At 35.6% G+C, this 16,789-nt stretch carries 17 protein-coding genes; 5 read left to right on the forward strand and 12 right to left on the reverse strand.

Features of this window, described 5'->3' with window-relative positions; translation table 11 throughout:
• Nucleotides 1-15: 15 nt before the first annotated feature.
• The 4 genes from SPD89_RS15275 (at nucleotide 16) to SPD89_RS15290 (ending at nucleotide 1,983) form a co-directional block, all read left to right on the forward strand.
• Nucleotides 16-492 (forward strand): IS66 family transposase, encoded by a 477-nt coding sequence (locus tag SPD89_RS15275; protein ID WP_336262833.1) that lies wholly within the window; start codon nucleotides 16-18, stop codon nucleotides 490-492.
• Complete coding sequence (locus SPD89_RS15280; RefSeq protein WP_336262814.1) at nucleotides 465-773, forward strand: class I SAM-dependent methyltransferase; 309 nt, start codon at nucleotides 465-467, stop codon at nucleotides 771-773. Before SPD89_RS15275 ends, SPD89_RS15280 begins: the two co-directional genes overlap by 28 nt.
• A 213-nt stretch (nucleotides 774-986) precedes the next feature.
• The gene (locus tag SPD89_RS15285; protein ID WP_336262815.1) at nucleotides 987-1,637 is read left to right on the forward strand and encodes an OmpA family protein; all 651 of its coding nucleotides are present in this window, start codon (nucleotides 987-989) and stop codon (nucleotides 1,635-1,637) included.
• 130 nt (nucleotides 1,638-1,767) lie between these two features.
• Nucleotides 1,768-1,983, forward strand: coding sequence for a hypothetical protein (locus SPD89_RS15290; RefSeq protein WP_336262816.1), 216 nt, complete (start codon nucleotides 1,768-1,770; stop codon nucleotides 1,981-1,983).
• A gap of 862 nt (nucleotides 1,984-2,845) precedes the next feature.
• Here the strand turns inward: SPD89_RS15290 and SPD89_RS15295 are convergent.
• Together SPD89_RS15295 and SPD89_RS15300 are read right to left on the reverse strand one after the other, a co-directional pair.
• Complete coding sequence (locus SPD89_RS15295; protein WP_336262817.1) at nucleotides 2,846-4,039, reverse strand: YhgE/Pip domain-containing protein; 1,194 nt, start codon at nucleotides 4,037-4,039, stop codon at nucleotides 2,846-2,848.
• 260 nt (nucleotides 4,040-4,299) lie between these two features.
• Nucleotides 4,300-4,878, reverse strand: coding sequence for a TetR/AcrR family transcriptional regulator (locus SPD89_RS15300; protein WP_336262818.1), 579 nt, complete (start codon nucleotides 4,876-4,878; stop codon nucleotides 4,300-4,302).
• Nucleotides 4,879-5,086: 208 nt separating this feature from the next.
• On the opposite strand from SPD89_RS15300, the gene SPD89_RS15305 reads away from it, so the two are divergent.
• The gene (locus tag SPD89_RS15305; RefSeq protein WP_336262819.1) at nucleotides 5,087-5,329 is read left to right on the forward strand and encodes a hypothetical protein; all 243 of its coding nucleotides are present in this window, start codon (nucleotides 5,087-5,089) and stop codon (nucleotides 5,327-5,329) included.
• A gap of 11 nt (nucleotides 5,330-5,340) precedes the next feature.
• On the opposite strand, the gene SPD89_RS15310 is transcribed toward SPD89_RS15305, so the two are convergent.
• From SPD89_RS15310 to SPD89_RS15355, 10 genes are all read right to left on the reverse strand, one after another.
• Nucleotides 5,341-6,243 carry an acyl-CoA thioester hydrolase/BAAT C-terminal domain-containing protein gene (locus SPD89_RS15310; protein WP_336262820.1) on the reverse strand — a complete coding sequence of 301 codons (903 nt, stop codon included), beginning with the start codon at nucleotides 6,241-6,243 and terminating at the stop codon, nucleotides 5,341-5,343.
• 631 nt (nucleotides 6,244-6,874) lie between these two features.
• Nucleotides 6,875-7,261 carry a DNA cytosine methyltransferase gene (locus SPD89_RS15315; RefSeq protein WP_336262821.1) on the reverse strand — a complete coding sequence of 129 codons (387 nt, stop codon included), beginning with the start codon at nucleotides 7,259-7,261 and terminating at the stop codon, nucleotides 6,875-6,877.
• Between the two features lie 281 nt (nucleotides 7,262-7,542).
• Nucleotides 7,543-8,925, reverse strand: coding sequence for a 23S rRNA (uracil(1939)-C(5))-methyltransferase RlmD (rlmD, locus tag SPD89_RS15320; protein WP_336262822.1), 1,383 nt, complete (start codon nucleotides 8,923-8,925; stop codon nucleotides 7,543-7,545).
• A 346-nt stretch (nucleotides 8,926-9,271) separates the two neighbouring features.
• Complete coding sequence (locus tag SPD89_RS15325; protein WP_336262823.1) at nucleotides 9,272-10,690, reverse strand: APC family permease; 1,419 nt, start codon at nucleotides 10,688-10,690, stop codon at nucleotides 9,272-9,274.
• A gap of 450 nt (nucleotides 10,691-11,140) precedes the next feature.
• Nucleotides 11,141-11,578 (reverse strand): hypothetical protein, encoded by a 438-nt coding sequence (locus tag SPD89_RS15330; protein ID WP_336262824.1) that lies wholly within the window; start codon nucleotides 11,576-11,578, stop codon nucleotides 11,141-11,143.
• 2 nt (nucleotides 11,579-11,580) lie between these two features.
• Nucleotides 11,581-12,405, reverse strand: coding sequence for a DUF3100 domain-containing protein (locus SPD89_RS15335; protein ID WP_336262825.1), 825 nt, complete (start codon nucleotides 12,403-12,405; stop codon nucleotides 11,581-11,583).
• 67 nt (nucleotides 12,406-12,472) lie between these two features.
• Nucleotides 12,473-13,354, reverse strand: coding sequence for an NAD(P)-dependent oxidoreductase (locus SPD89_RS15340; protein ID WP_336262826.1), 882 nt, complete (start codon nucleotides 13,352-13,354; stop codon nucleotides 12,473-12,475).
• Between the two features lie 70 nt (nucleotides 13,355-13,424).
• On the reverse strand, nucleotides 13,425-14,876 hold the full coding sequence (locus tag SPD89_RS15345) for an aldehyde dehydrogenase family protein (RefSeq protein WP_336262828.1): 1,452 nt from the start codon (nucleotides 14,874-14,876) through the stop codon (nucleotides 13,425-13,427).
• Nucleotides 14,877-14,967: 91 nt separating this feature from the next.
• The gene (locus SPD89_RS15350) at nucleotides 14,968-16,584 is read right to left on the reverse strand and encodes a helix-turn-helix domain-containing protein (protein ID WP_336262829.1); all 1,617 of its coding nucleotides are present in this window, start codon (nucleotides 16,582-16,584) and stop codon (nucleotides 14,968-14,970) included.
• Nucleotides 16,577-16,789, reverse strand: a 213-nt coding sequence (locus tag SPD89_RS15355; RefSeq protein ID WP_336262831.1) for a hypothetical protein, incomplete at its 5' end; no start/stop codon positions are given. The genes SPD89_RS15355 and SPD89_RS15350, both read right to left, overlap by 8 nt.

The following is a 16,789-nucleotide window of genomic DNA, read 5'->3' on the forward strand; positions in this document are numbered from 1 at the left end:
CAAAGCACAGCGGTGATGACGTATACCGTTGTTCGTAGAGTGAAAAACAAGAAAAGAAATGATTCATTTCTTGATCATATTGAAATTGAAGAAGTTCATCATCACCCCGACAACTTGGCATGTGACTGTTGTCAGTCAACCATGAAGGAAATCGGCATACAATGGTTCGGGAAGAGGCGAAGTTTATCCCCGCTCAAATGGAAACGTGTTCAACATTTTGAACATGCGTATGAGTGTACAACCTGTAAAAAAGATATAAAGCAAAAGGCACAGGTCAAACGCGGAAAAACTCCACAAGCAGTACTTCAACGAAGTATCGCAGGGTCAACTGTTTTGGCCAAGTTGATTTATGATAGGTTTATACAATATTTACCCCTTTACCGACAGATTAAAGAATGGGAACGTTATGGTCTGATAACAAATGATAAAAATTTATCCAATTGGGTGATTCGTACATCAGAAGATTGGTTATTGCCCATTATCAATACATAACTGGTGACGCCAGGGATATGCCGTTTGCTGACAACTCGTTTGATGTCGTTGTATCCAGTCTCGTTTTTCATAATATAAATAATCAAGAAGAAAGGAAGCAGGCATTAGGTGAGGTAGTTCGTGTGCTGAAACCAGGGGGTAAATTTGCGATTCTTGATTTTCAAAATGTAAGGGGATATGTGCAGGTGTTTGCGGAGTTTCAATCAACTGATGAACCGTTCTTCGATCCATCATATAATATATTTCCTCCTGTACATATTGTTATAGGTCAAAAATCTTAAAGGTTAAATTGTTTGCGTCTTGTAGTTTTTTGCATAACATGGGGTGTAAAAAATAATATAATTTACACAACGTCAATCTATGATATTTTTTCTAATGTAATAGTAGAATGATTTTTATGACGGAGAGGTCACAAAGGTTGGCTCAAGTCAATTATATGAATTTTAAATCGTGGTTTTACTAAAATAATATAAAAGATGAAGGGGTTAATATAGATGAAAAATCTTAAGCTTTTGTTATTATCTATTATTGTCTTGTCTTTGTTATTTTTAGTTGCATGTGGGAAGTCAAAGGATTCTGTTAAGGACGATGATAGATCAGATGTAGAGTCACCAGTGGAGGATGCTCCTCACGAAGAACAGCATAATGTAGAAGCTCCTCATGTCGAGCCACCGAAGGTTGAAGCTCCTCATGTCGAGCCACCGGAGGTTGAACCTCCTCATGTTGAACCACCGGAGGTTGAACCACCAAAAGTAAAGGTTCCAGAGGTTAATATTAAAACGGACGATAAAAAAATAACAATGGAAGTTCCAGACAATGTACTTTTTGACTTTGATAAAAGTGACTTAAGACCTGAAGCAAAAAATGTTTTAGACAAAATAGCTGAAGCATTGCAGGAATATGATGGAGCAGATGTTCAAATCAATGGACATACCGATAACGTTGGACAAAAACAATACAACATGAATCTTTCCGAAGAAAGAGCCGAATCTGTTCATGCATATCTTGATGACAACGGAACATTAGATCATTTGAACGTCAAAATTAAAGGGTATGGAGACACGAAACCAATTGTACCTAATGATACGAAAGCCAATCAACAAAAAAATAGACGTGTAGAAATTGTTATTGAACCTAAAACTTGAGTGAAACAATTTAGTTACCAAGAAATTTTGGAAGTGGTGGTGATTACAAATTTCTAATCGTAATTTAAAATCAAATCCAAAGTATTCAAGTAAAAGCACTAAGACACAACAAGCTATTTTTTACGGAGGAATGGCACTTGCTGGTGTGGGATTAGTCTTTATCATTCCATTCCTTGCGATGTTTGTTTATTTTCTTATAGTTGAGGATGAGTTTAAAATATATGTTATTAGTGTTGCAGGCTTAACCTTTATACCCATTATGCTGATAAAAGTAATATCGTTAGCGATTCAAGAGATAAAATTACGACAAGTAGCTAATCAACATCCGGAAAGGAAAACCGTTTAGTCAATTTTTTGTTAGCCAACAACAAAATATATTAGCAAAGAAAAAGAATATCACTGATGAAAATGGCGATTTGTTACATTTCAAGACCGGTGAGGGTTTTCTTTTTGCTGTCGGTGTATGGAAGCACCTACGCACCGGGTAAACCATTCATCACTTTCACTTTGGAAATGTACATGCATTTCGATATCTGGTGCGTATACGGTGTGTTATACCGTACTGTTGTATAATGTGTAGCACAGTGTGTGTTTCGTATGGAATGATATAAGAAGAATATCGGCACGGAATATCACACCAAGTAGATATATTTATAGTATGCGTATTTGATACGTACGCCGTGCGTAATACTGTGCAAACCATAGGAACCAATGGGATGACTACACGGAGTTTTGCATCATATGCGTATGCTATATGACACGTTATAGATACAACGAATATGCGTATCGTATGAATGATGATGTACACCTATGCGAATAGGTGTGTGAATTACTTTGTGATTTCATGTCTATTTAGTAATAAAACATTGATACAACATCAAAAAACACATGTGATTTCTGTTATGAAACCGCATGTGCTTTTGCTTATGAACCTCTGAAGTAAAGCCGTTAAAAAAAGCCCTGTCTTGATGAACGTTCATTTAAATATCGCAAGATTTTACAAGGTCTATAAGTGAAGTAACGGAAGGACAAACGTCCTCTGGGCAGAGCTCGTACTAAAGAACCGACCAACTTCATGAAACATGTGCCACAAAACGCTGTTCTTCAAAAAATCACGATTTAACAGCCGCAAAATCTATAGAGCATAAATATTTTCTTCGTGTATTTTTCATTTAAGTAGATTTTGGGATAGCCTCTTTAAAAATAACTTAAGCTCCTTTTTCAATCATTTGTTTACTAACTGTTTTCGACGGAATAGCAATTCTTCCTAATGCTACAACTAACGTAACGGCAATCATAATCAATAGAATTCTTACATCTGCCGCAAGGTCTCCTCCTCCATAAACAATACTGAAATAACCATCTACTCCATAAGTCGCTGGTAGATATTCACTAATCCGTGCATAAAATGAAGATAGCATATCTCTAGGAACCATAACACCTGAACTGACTAACTGAATTGCTACCACAATAATGTTGAATACCATCCCTGGAATTCCAAATAAAATAACAAACATTTGCGTTAAACAGACAAAACTGAAGAAAAGTAACGATTGGAACATCCAAGCTGAAAATATACTGATTTGGATATCAATCCCAAATAGACGCATAAGAACAACTGTAAGTAGCGAAATCATTAATGAAGCAACAATATTAATACCTAAACGTATAAGAAAAATCGCCCATTTATTACATTTATCTTTCAGTACATCCGCCACTATTTGAAACTGCATACTCATAATCATCGCACCGATAAATGAGGCTAAAATAACTAGCAGAGGAAGCATGTTACTAGAAAATCCCTCTACATTATTTGTTTTTGTTAGAGACATTTTTACAGGATGTATTTCTGTATGTTTCTGCACTTGATCAACTATTTTTTCTGCTATAGGTTCTACTTGTTCTGAATCTGGAGCCTGAGACGCAACCTCCTTTGGGATCACTTTTTTTATTTGATCTTGAATACCAATATATGCTTGATCACTTGCTTCGTCTGTCACAGTCTTTGCTGTCTTTTCCATAATCTGTTTGGATAGTGTGGGATTGGCTTGATTAATATAGTAATTTAAATTTGCAGACTGCTTTTCTTGCAAATCCTCTGTAAACGATTTGGGTATATGAATAACCATATCCCATTCTCTAAGATCTAATTTCTCCTTCGCTTCTGTTAAATTATCAACTTCTGTCACTTTAAAAGGTATTTGTTCCGCTACTGTTTTTGCTACATCTTTACCTAATTCTGTATCTTCATTTGTAACAGCTATCTTTAACTGATCTACTCGATCATTAATTCCGTCATAGCCTGTTAGCCATACAGAAAAGAAAACCAATTGTAGTATCAAAGCCGCCGCGATCCCTAAATAAGTCTCTCTAGTTCGAAAAAATCTCTTTAAAACATTCATAGTATTCCTCCTGAAGTAAGTATTTGCCTGCATTTTATTTTAAAAAAATAAAGCCTTTAGAAAGCCCTTGTGGATTTATCCTTTATTGAAGTAACAATATCCTTGTTTCTTTAAGCCCGCTTTTATCGTTCACTTTTGCAGGTAATATTCCGCGCATCTAATTTTTATACCACTCCTTTCTTTTCGACAATTCACATCATAACTTATTACTAATTTGACTAATAACTGTCTTAATATTTAAAACATACCACTTTACATTATTATTTAGTGATTGTTTTTATTGAATTAACAAGTAGAGTTACTTGTTTATTTAAAAAATCATCCAATAACATCTGAGAATCATCATTAAGCCTAAGATTCAATAAGAAAAAACCAGCATTAATTAATAAAAAATGAGTTACTACCGCTTCTACGTCTTGATTATAAAGCTTTCCAAGACTTATCATTTCTTTAAAATAATCCATCAATGTTTCTTTAACTTTATAAAGGTGTTGGGAGATCATTTCATCAATTTCCGGAAAAGTACCTGCTTCTTTATAACTAATTAGTAAAATATCCTTATGTTCATTTAATTGTTCTTGATATTTTTTTGCGATGAATTTTAAATCCTTTTCCAAATCCCAAACAAAGTTTTCTTTAACTATTCCTATTAATTCACCAACAAATGAATACTTATTTATTGCAGCCTCCATAATTCCATCCTTGCTTCCAAAATGGCGAAATAAGGTGATTTCATTTACATTAGCTCGTTCAGCAATAGCCCGCGTTGTCGCACCCCGATAACCCTTTTCTGTAACTAATTGAATAAGTGCATCCATAATTTTATCCTTTGTATCCATCTTATATCTCCCTTGTATGCAAGTAACTACATACCTTTATTGTTTATTATATTATCATATTATGGATCAATGTCAAGTGCAAAAAATAAATAATGAAATTAAAATGTTTTTCAAGATTATCCAAAGAACCGTCTATCCTTTAAAGAAGTATGCCTTAAGTATTCTATCACTTCTAAAAATTCGCAAGTAAATTGCACTTAAAAAGAAGTTGAGAAGAAACAACAAGAATATATTTGAGCAATTGCAAAGTTTAGGATTTCTTGTTTCTTACCGAACCGTTTGTAATTATATCGCAGAGTGGAAAGATAAAACATTAGATGAATCCGATGGTATAAAAGAAGAATACGAAAGTTTAACACACCCTCCAGCCGAGGCACAAATAGACTTTAGAATTACGGAGGCGGTACAGGAAGGAAAAGTAAAAGACATTGGATCTAAGTCATTTGAGTAGCATTACTCATGTTAATTTTTGGCATTCCAACCATTAAGTACGCCTTCAATATCTGCATTAAGTTTCTCTCTCATTTTTTTACATTCATCTGGGTATTGACGCTCCACCTTAAAAAGCAATTTTTGTCCTTTTATATAAATTGGAAGTAAGACATGGGAAGCATACTTGTATACATAGCTTTTATAATCATGATCGAATTTATTATTCTCTAACCTCTCTACTATCCTTTGACTCGCATCACTACTCGGAAAAATTGTATCTCTTTCTGCCGAGAAGAGAAAGACATCACCCCCAATATTCTCCACTGCAATATCAGCATAATTATTAGATTTGTTTATGGCCTCTCTAAAAACTTTCTCACATGTCATTTCTCTTTGAAGCAAGCTAACTTTCAGCATTTTTGTGGCAGAAAACGAATAGTTTAAGAAAGGTAGTGGCTTATTCCTCCATGAGAAACCTGCTTCCCCAGACGCTCTTGTTTTAAATAATCCATCCGATGAAATTTCCCCCTCCCACACACAATGTGATGGGGAAAAAGCTAATACTACTTCTATATCAGCAATTTTAGAAGCTGACAATAATGCGTATTCAGCCCCTTTGGAAAGTCCTGTAATTCCTATCCTATGATAGCCTGCGTCTCTTAAGTGGCTCACAGCAGCTTCAACATATTCAATTGGTATTAAATTCTGGTTCAACTGTAGCATTCCACCACCATAAAAATACACAATTAAAACAGCTATATTCTTTTCATTAAAATATCTAGCCATAGGACGCAGAACTTTTTTATCTTTCAAACCACCAACAGCAATTAGAACAGCCTTAGATTCTTGATTAGTAGAAACGGGAAATAACTCACCTTTAAAACCTTCCAAATCTAAATCGATAGTATCCACCGTACTAAACTTGGGATTCATCTTTCTCCTCCTAACCTGATTAATTAGATCTCTCATTGCATTAAATAAACTTAACTGTATCCTCGACATTCAAACAAAAACCTTCATGTCCTTTAGCGAGTTAGGATTTCCTTTTCTTCAAAACCCAGTACGTTGAGATAAAACTTTTTATCTTCTTCTCCCCTTTTGAACTAGTAATCTGTGTATGATGCAATCCAAGAATCATGTAAAACCTACTCCTATGTATTCATGGCTTAGCTGTAACACTTTGAAAAGTACTTCTCTACAATCCGACCCGATCGTTGAACACCATTTCTTAACATGATTATAACATAGATATTTTCGCACCTTCAAAATAATTAGATACTGTAAGCTAATACACTAAAACTAGTTCATCCTTGAAATATTCATATGTAATTGTATTACTCTTGCATAGTGAAGTTTTCTGATCTTTTCGGTGAACATGGCAGTGACATCTTCTATCTAAAGATATTTCAGCGGTTTCACCACGGTTTTACTAGGTGGTATTTCAACAGATGTGGAGTGGCAAGGCGGCGGAAGTTTTCAGAAATACCACCAAAACAAGTCAGAAGTAGGCATTGGAATTTCAGTATTTGTGAACGATTCAAGCATGGCCTTAAAATCCAGCCGGTTATTTGATGAAAAAGCTCCCATGACGTTTTCCCAAAGAGCGATAACTGGATATGTTCCATTCGTTGCAATACCTCATTTCTTCGATAATTCGGATTGCGTGATAGAATGAGCTGGATTGAATTCCTGCAAGACCTTCTCGTTTTCCGATATTTGATAAGTTTTGACAAGGTGAACCAAAGGTAATGATATGAACAGGCGGTATTTTGCCACCATCTATTTTTGTGATATCTCCTAGATGGAGCGTGTTAGGGAAATGGCGTTTTGTTATAGATACAGGTGCTTTCTCTATCTCACTTGCCCATGTCGGTATCATTCCATAACGTGAAGCTGCGAGAGGAAATACACCTATACCATCAAAGAGACTTCCTAGTGTTAGTGTTGTCATATATAATCGCCACCCTATTCACAAATCTTCTTACGAATAAATTAATATATAATGAATCTTCACAAAGTTATTTTTGCACAAAAAAATAGACGTTCAGTTTATTTGAACGTCTAAAAGTATGGCATCAAATTAAGATTAGAATATTTAATTTCACATGTCTCCTCACACCAGATCAATTCCTACTGAAACATTAATGTGGTTTTTAATCACTTTTTTTCTGCCACTTTCACCATTTGCCTCAAAGTAAGAAAGCTTGTAAAACGCCTTGAAACTAAGAATTTCTACATAATTTTCCGTTGTATCAACGCTATAGCCTCCACATGTGAAGTTTGGCAAAACATGTCCACAGGCTGCACTTCCTGCGTCTTGAATCCGCTGTCCTCCAAAATGCGTAAGTCACGTGCAAGTGTCGATGGGTTGCAGGAGACATAAACAATCCGCTTTGGCGCCATGTTTATCATCTCCTTCAATAAAATTTCTTCACACCCTTTTCGTGGGGGGTCTACAACAATAACGTCCGGTCGTAAACCTTGTGCTGTCCACCAGGGCATGACTTTTTCCGCTTCACCGACCATAAATTCCGTATTTGTTATACCATTTAATTTCGCATTTATTTTTGCATCATTAATTGCTTCTGGTACAATTTCTACGCCATATACCTGTTTGGCTTGTTGAGCTAAAAATAAGGATATCGTGCCAATTCCGCAATAAGCGTCGATTACAACATCATTCGCACCGACATTAGCAAACTCAAGCACCTTATTATACAATACTTTCGTTTGGATAGGATTTACTTGATAAAAAGATCGTGGTGAAATTTTAAATTTCAAATCACCAATGGAATCATAAATATAACCCTCACCAAAAATCGTTCGTGATTTTTTCCCCATAATAACATTTGTCTTTTCTTTATTTATATTTAGAATAATCGATTTTATTGAAGGATATGTTACTGTCAGTTGTTTTATTAGTTCATCTTGTTGTAAAAGTTTTTCCGTACGAGTTACAAGAATAATCATCGTATCATTTGTACCAAAAGCCGTGCGCACAATAATATGACGTAACATCCCTCGATGTGTCTCTTCGTTATATGCTTCAATTCCTAGATCTGTTGCAATTCTTCTTACCGCTTCAACCATACGATCACCAAGTTCATTTTGAATGACACATGTATCCATATCATCGATAATCCGGTGACTTCGGTGCTGATAAAAACCCGTGATGAGCTCCTCATCTTTTTCTCCTACAGGAATTTGAATTTTATTACGGTATCGCCATGGATCTTCCATTCCTAATACAGGGTGAACCGGTACATGATCAAGATGGGCTACTTTTTTCATGACATTCTGTACCTGATTTCGCTTCATCTCCAGTTGCATATCATAACTCATATGTTGCAATTGACACCCACCACATTTATAAAACACATTACATGGAGGGGTCACCCGTTCTGGACTCGCTTTTTTAATGTCTAGCAATTTTCCATACCCGAAATTCTTATTTATTTTGATTACCTTTACTTCAGCCTCTTCACCCGGTAGGGCATACGGAACAAAGATAGGATAGCCATCTACTTTGGCGACTCCATTTCCTTCATGGGTCAGATCTTCAAATGTAAGTGAGATCTTTTCATTCTTTTTTACAGGTGTTTTTTGTTTCGCCATGATAATTAATCTTCCTTTAAAAATTATAATCTTTTCCTAGACCATTAAAGCATAATCGTATCATTATACCAAGTATCTTCTTTTAAAATTTTATTGTTCCACTTTTTTTTGGAAAAGTAGATACGCTGAATAAATATGATATTCGCTGAATTAATTGTAAAATCGCTAAAACTTTTCACTAAAACGCTGAATAATTATCAATTTCGCTGAATCAATAGTCGAAATAGCTGAATAGGACTTTTTCCAAAATAAAAAATACTCCTTTTGTCAGGCACTTTCCGATAAAAGGAGTATACACGTTAAATTATTTTCATAATCACAAACAAAGCCTAATAAAAGGACATCTCTATTTATGATACTTTATTACGCTGGATATTTCTCTATTTAAATGCTCATCCGTATATTTCGTGCTCTCTTTTGTCATCGTCATTTTGTAAAAAACGATTCCAAGTATTACCCAAACAATAATGATAATCCACTCATATGGCCAAATTAAGGCGGACGGCATTCCGGGCATATATAGTACTCCGATACCCAATCCCATAATTATCGCTAACCATCCAATTACAGGACCTCCTTTTAAATAAAAAGGACGTACCATTTTCGGCTCTTTTTTCCGTAAAACTAAAAAGGAAATGGCAACCATTAACCAAGCTACTACGAGACCTAAACCGCCTGCATCTACAAGCCATACTAATGCTGGTCGACCAAATAATGGAGCAAGGCTTGATAATACTCCAATGAGTAATATCGCTTTATATGGTGTTCTATATTTTGGATGTAAATCTCCTAGTGCTTTTGGAAGCATTCCAGCTCGTGCGAGAGCATAAATTGCTCTACTTCCTCCAATATAAAATCCGATCCAGCTTGTTACAATACCACCGATTCCACCGAGTACTAATACATTACCCATTATTTGACTGTCCCCAAATGCTTTAGCCATTGCATCCGCTGTAACTAGATTTGAAGCATCTATTTCAGAAGGTGTTAGAACTCTTGATACGCCAAAAATTATTGCCACATACCATGTAACTGCCAAGATAACTGAAAAAACTAATAATTGCCCAATTCTTTTTTGCGGTAAGTTAATTTCCTCTGCAGCTTGAGGGATTACATCAAATCCAACAAACATAAAGGGAGTCATAATAATAACGGTAAATAGGCCAGCGGTTCCGTTTTCAAAAAACGGTTGCATATTTGCGGTCGAACCGGAAATTCCACTACCAGTGACTAACAGAATACCAGCAATAGCAATTAATAATGTGAAAATGAACATAATCGCAGTTGAAAATTTAATGCCACGATAATTAATCCATGTAATTAGAATGGATCCTACTATTCCAACACCTGCCCAAGTTGCCGTAACATCCCATCCTGTAATCGTATACATATACCCTATACTGTAATTAGGAATTAAGTATTCAAAAACGGTTGGCAAGGCAACTGCTTCAAAAGCAACAACAGAAACATATCCTAAAATAAGTGCCCAAGTCGTTATATAAGACGCCACTCTGCCCATCGCTTTAAAACTATAAATTAATTCCCCTCCGGCAAGTGGCAATGATGAAGCGAGTTCTCCATAAGTCAGTCCAATTAACACGACCAAGGTTCCTCCAATTAGAAAGGCAAGTATGGCTCCTAATGAACCAGCTTCTCTAATCCATAAACCAGCTGTTACAACCCACCCCCATCCAATCATCGCACCAAATGCGAGTGTAAGTACATCTCTATTACCTAATATTTTCGCTAACTTTACATCGTCCATGTTCCTCCCCCTCATTCATAATACTTGTCAATTTATATTTATGAGATAAGGAGGACACATATTCATTTTTACAAGATGTAAGGTGGTGTAGGAGCTGCTGTCCGAACTCGCTTTTTTATATCCAGCAATTTTCCATAACCAAATCGATTATTTACTTTAATTACTCATTACTTCCGCTTCTTCGCCAGGAAGCCCGTACGGTACGAAAATTGGGTGGCCATGATGATGAAAGATAGATCCCTTGCAAAAGGAGTCAAAACGTCACGTGGTATTAACAGTTTTCACGAAAGAGACAAAGCGATTCTTGTTAGTTATTCGTAAACTATTTTTAGTGGGATAATAACCTCTGTGCAATTTCATGTTAAATTAAAAGGTAAAAGCCCTTTCTTCGAGTTGTAAGAAAGGACTTTAGTATTTTTCATGTTTTAATTTTTCTAATAATAAATATCGTTAGAATCTTCCTTGCAGTTTAAATATAATCTCTGCAAACATTGAAGCAAAGAAAAATGTTCCTGTGTAGACAACTAAGGAAATAACAATAATTCGCCAACCTAACTTTTTAAAGCTATCTAAATCTTTTCCTAAAGATAATCCTGCGTAAGATAAAATGGGTGTTGCCAACGCCATGAAGTTAATTACCTCAGTTTTTTCAACGATCCAGCCATTACCTGGAAAAGCGGGTGTTGTTATAATCAGGGCAATCAGTGAAATCCAGATGACAGCCGGGATCTTAGGTAAAAGGGCATTAATTGAAAGACCTACTACTGTGATAATGACAATAATAATTATTCCTGGTAAAGATTCGATCGGAGATACTCCATATCCTACCCAATTTCCAAAAAGTGTTATGAATCCTATTAATGCGAGAACTTTTGCCTTTTCAACCATTTTTATGCTGCCCCTTTCTTCCGTGAACGTCCAATTTTAGGCTCGAGCCATTCATACAGACGTGCAGTTACAGGAAGTGAGAAAAATACACAAATATATGTTCCTAATATTGTAGTGATCAAGTTTGCTGCTGCAGCAAATAAAGCAATATCTTCTGCGTCATTCGGAAATGTTACCGCTAACGCACCTGATGCGGCCGCCATCATACTTCCAGAACCAACTCCGGCTCCCATTGCCAAGGATATTGGATGAAAAATTCCAATACTACCTAAAAAACCTGCAAGTAGAGCTAAATAAATTGCCCCGAATACTGTTCCACAAACATAGACACCTAATGCACCTCTACCTTCAGGCGAGTCAGCTCCATATTTTTCGGAAATAATTGCAAGGTTAGGCTCTCGGTCTATTGAAAATGTTGACCCAATTGCTTCACGTTTCATACCAATCAATAAAGCAATCGGCAATCCAATTACAAACGTTCCAATGATATGACCTACTTCCTGAAAAGCCAATGACAATCCCGCCTCAAAAATTTGTGGAAGAGATGGTCCTAACATCGTTCCGAGCTTAGCTACGAATAACATAAATGATATACCTAATATCGTAGCAGCGTTTTTCATTTGCCCCTCAGTTAGTAATTTGAACTTTGGAAAGCTGACAATTCCTCCCAATACTAGAGCGTATAGCATTGGGAATAACGCTATTGTTCCAACGCCTAAGTCAAACTGTATAACCCCTATTGCTTCTCCTATTAATACAAAAACGAAAGCAATAATATGAAGTTTCCAGTTACTCAACAGACTTTTTTCTTTCTTTGATTGTTTCATTATGTTCTTCCCCACCTCTTCGTTTAACATTTAAAATACGTTTAAACAATATACACTCCATATTCACCTACTTGGATTGTAATTGCTCAACTACTTCATAGACAGCGGTAGAATCTTGGTGACCTTTTCCATTATAACTTGCAATTTGAAATAGTTGATGCGCAGATTGACTGGAAACTGTTGGAATTTGTTGAGTTTCTGCAAGGTTTCGATATAAATTCATATCTTTCATCATATTGGCTAAAGAAAATTTCACATCATCAAATGTATCTTTTAACATATTTGAACCAAATACATCCATTACACGTGTTTGACCAGATCCCTTTTGTAAGATAGAGGCAATTTTCTCCTTTGGTACACCAGCCTTTTCTCCAGTAATTAATGCTTCACTTAACAACGAAATGATTCCACCAACCACCACATTATTACATAGTTTTACAATTTGACCAGTCCCACTCTCTCCAACATATTCAATAGTACTTCCTACCGTTTCTAAGACTGGTAAAACTTTTGGAAAAGCTTGTTCACTACCACCAACCATAATCGTTAAAGTACCATTGTTGGCACCTTCTGGACCACCACTTAGTGGACAGTCAAAATATTCTATGCCTAACTCTTTCGCACTTTTATGCAGTTGTCTTGTCATTTCTACATCGTTTGTACTCATATCCAATATGTGTGTACCTTTTTTCATAACAGAAAATGCGCCTTGCTCTTTGTCAGTCAAAAGTATCTTAATTAATGAAGGAGATGGCAATGATAATACTATAGTGTCAACAGATTTTGCTAATGTTCTTACATTTTCTGCACGAATTGCTCCTTTTTCCACTAATTTCTGAACAGGGTCATCACTAATATCATAGACATGTACATTGTAATCACTTTTTAATAGGGTTGAAACGATGCCAAAACCCATTAATCCACAACCAACTACTCCAATATTTTTCATGGCTACTCTTCCTTTCTAAGCTGATATTGAGGATGACGCCTCCAAGACAGACACGTCTATCCTCTTTTAACTATGGTTTAATATAAACTGTTTTATAATCTGTCCAGAAATCTAATGCTGTTGAACCTTGTTCTCGCGGACCAATGCTGGACGCTTTTTTACCACCAAACGGATATTGATTTTCGAAGTAGTTTGAAGGTATATTTACATGGGTAACACCTGATTCAATTTCACGAACAAAATGAAAAGCTTTATTTAGATCGTTTGTGTAGATTGTTGAAGAAAGCCCAAATTCGTTATCGTTAGCAAGCTCGATTGCTTCTTCATATGTGTCTACCTCTGAAATCCCAATTATCGGTCCAAAAATTTCTTCACGGTAAATTGTCATGTCACTCGTTACACCGCTGAACACTGTCGGGAGTACAAAATACCCTTTATCCATTCCGTTTTCTTCTAAACGTTTACCTCCATACTCCAAAGTTGCTCCTTCTTGGATAGCAGAATTTACATAATGTAAGTACGTGTTTAATTGACCTTCATCAATTACAGGTCCATTATCAACGTTTTCGCCAAAACCTTCACCGATTACAAGCCTCTTCGCTCGTTCTACTAATTTCTCAGTCAGTTCATTCGCAATCGATTTTAATACGATGACACGGCTCGTTCCTGTACAGCGCTGACCATTATCTAAAAATCCACTAATAACTAAATTTTCAACTGTTTCATCGATGTTGGCATCTTCGAGAATGATAGAAGGGTTTTTACCGCCCATTTCAGCTTGCATTTTTGCTCCACGACTTGTAACGGCTTTTCCAAGCGCAAGTCCCACATCTGTTGAACCTGTAAAAGACACGGCTTTAATTCTCGGATGATTTCCAATCGCATTTCCAATTACTCCGCCAGGTCCTGTCACCATATTAATGACGCCAGCAGGTACTCCAGCTTCTTTAAATAACTCAATAATTTTAACACTAATTAACGACGTATTACTAGCTGGTTTAAAGACAACTGTATTTCCCGCAATAATTGCTGGAGCAATTTTCCAAATGCCTATCCCAAGCGGGAAGTTATACGGTGCGATTACACCAACTACACCAAGCGGTTCCCGAACTGTATATCCGAAAACATCATTATCATGAGACGGGATTGTTTCCCCTGTTAACCTTGTAGCTTCTCCACTAAATTGTTTCATTGCTTCAATCGTTTTACGTACTTCCCCATTAGCTTCTCGGAAGGATTTTCCGACTTCTTTCGTAATAATCGTTGCTAATTCCTCTTGCTTTTCTTCTAAAAGCCCGATTAATTTAAATATTAGATCTCCTCTTGTTGGTGCCGCTGTATGTGACCAATCATAGAAGGCGCTTTCTGCTGCTTGAATAGCAAGTTCTACATCGCTTTCATTAGACTGTTGAAAATATCCTAGTTTATCATTAATATTTGCAGGATTTATACTTGCATATGTTTCATTTGTTTTAGATGGAACCCATTCTCCATTAATATAGTTATAATATGTCTCTGTCATGTATAGTTCCTCCTTGAAATGAGTTGATTATATTTATAGTAGAATGAAAATTTTTGAAAATAAATATGACAAGCAACGAAGATTGTTCATCTCATTTGTTACTTGCCACATATAAACGAAAGGCGATAACTAAATCAATCCAATCCTTTTCATTATCGAAATCTATTTCTAGTACTTCTTCAATTTTCCGCAATCGATAATAAAGCGTATTCGGATGAATGTGTAACTTTTCAGCCGTTTGTTTATGATTTTTATTCAATTCAATAAAAGTTTTCAAAGTCTCTATAAAACTCTCATCAAGTAAATTCAAATTATACAATTTATCATGCATAAACATTTCGAGCACTTCTTCATCAACTTCAAATAATAATCTCTCTATGCCAAGCATTGCATATTCAACGCTCTGCACTTGATGTCGTTTAGCATAACCAACAGAGCGAATTGCCTCACTATATGAAATAGAAAGATTTTCAATATTTGTTTCTCTACCTATTCCAAAGATAATTTCAAGCTTATTCCAATGACGTTTTATTTGTTCAATAAGATCATGTAAACTATTTTTCATAAATGTAGGAACGATAATAACTAACTGAAATGCGCGAGTGAAAATTAAACTATTCATGCCCATTAACTTAGTAATTCGTTCGATCGATTGCACAAACCGTTCTTTTTCAATTAATTTTTCGAGTTGCCATAAGGCTTCTTCTTTGCCTTCCATGATGATACATTGAATCCTTGTATTTTCATCCCATTTTACATATTGTAGAGCATGTTTTAAATCTTTTCCTGAACTCCCTTCGATTAACTGATTAAATACTTCTTCTCTAAAATGAAGTTCTTTTTCAAAAATTGCATTATTTTTAATTAATTCCAGTGCAATGGAAAGACTTGCCTGTTCAATAGCTATTTGATCCATATTAGAATAGTCATGGAAAGGTTTTACGAGTTTCAATAACCCTAGAACTTCGTTGCTTCTCACAATCGGAAAAACATCTTCTTTTTCTTGATCACTTAAGTCAAGATCAAACATTACTTTAGAATGAATAATACGTTCCAACAAAGAAATTACATTTTCAATCCCACGTCCCTCAATTATCAGTTGATAGAATTGATTATGAATTGAAAATGACTGCCTTAGTAGATTGTTTTTTTCTTTTAAATCTTGATAAACGTTTGAATTATCTATCGCGATAGCACTTTGATCTGCTACTACTTCAATCACTTGCATATCATCTTTGGTAAACACGTCATTATGGCTAAAACTATCAACGACTACAATTCCATAACAATGATCTTTACTCATAATTGGAACAACAAATGCACTTTTTATTTTACGTTCGTGCACACCTTTATAATAATGCCGATAGTTTTCTTCAGACATATTATTCATATAAGCGTCAATTTCTTCTTCCGAGGTAAATAGTTTTGATTTTCTTTCTTCAAATACTTTTCCCGAAATTGATTCTCCAGGTGCAAAAGCAATTTTACGAAAGTCATCCTCGTCTACCCCTTGTCCTTCAGCAAAACGAAGCGTATTCGTTTTTTCATCATAGAGATAAATAATGAAAACACCGGAAACACCAATTAACTCAATTGCCGCTTTAATGACATTTTTTAAAATCTCCTCTATCTTTAATGATTTTGTAAGCATTTTATTTATTTCAAATAACTTTTTCGCTTTCCGGATATCCATATACGTTTCATCCATTGTTTTTCACCACTTCCACTAGTAAAGTAAAAAAGTCCATATAGTGCTTGTTCAAAAAGGAGGATAAATAGGACCAAGAAGTTCGAGGCGGCGCAGCTCCCGTCAGCGGAATGTATGCTTTTAAATACATGAGCAAAGATATGGCACTCAGAAAAAGTGCTCTTCTTTTCCAAGGAAACGCTTCTAGCACGCAGAAAAAGTGCTT

The organism is Pseudogracilibacillus sp. SO30301A, assembly GCF_037072025.1.
Lineage (GTDB): Bacteria > Bacillota > Bacilli > Bacillales > Amphibacillaceae > Pseudogracilibacillus.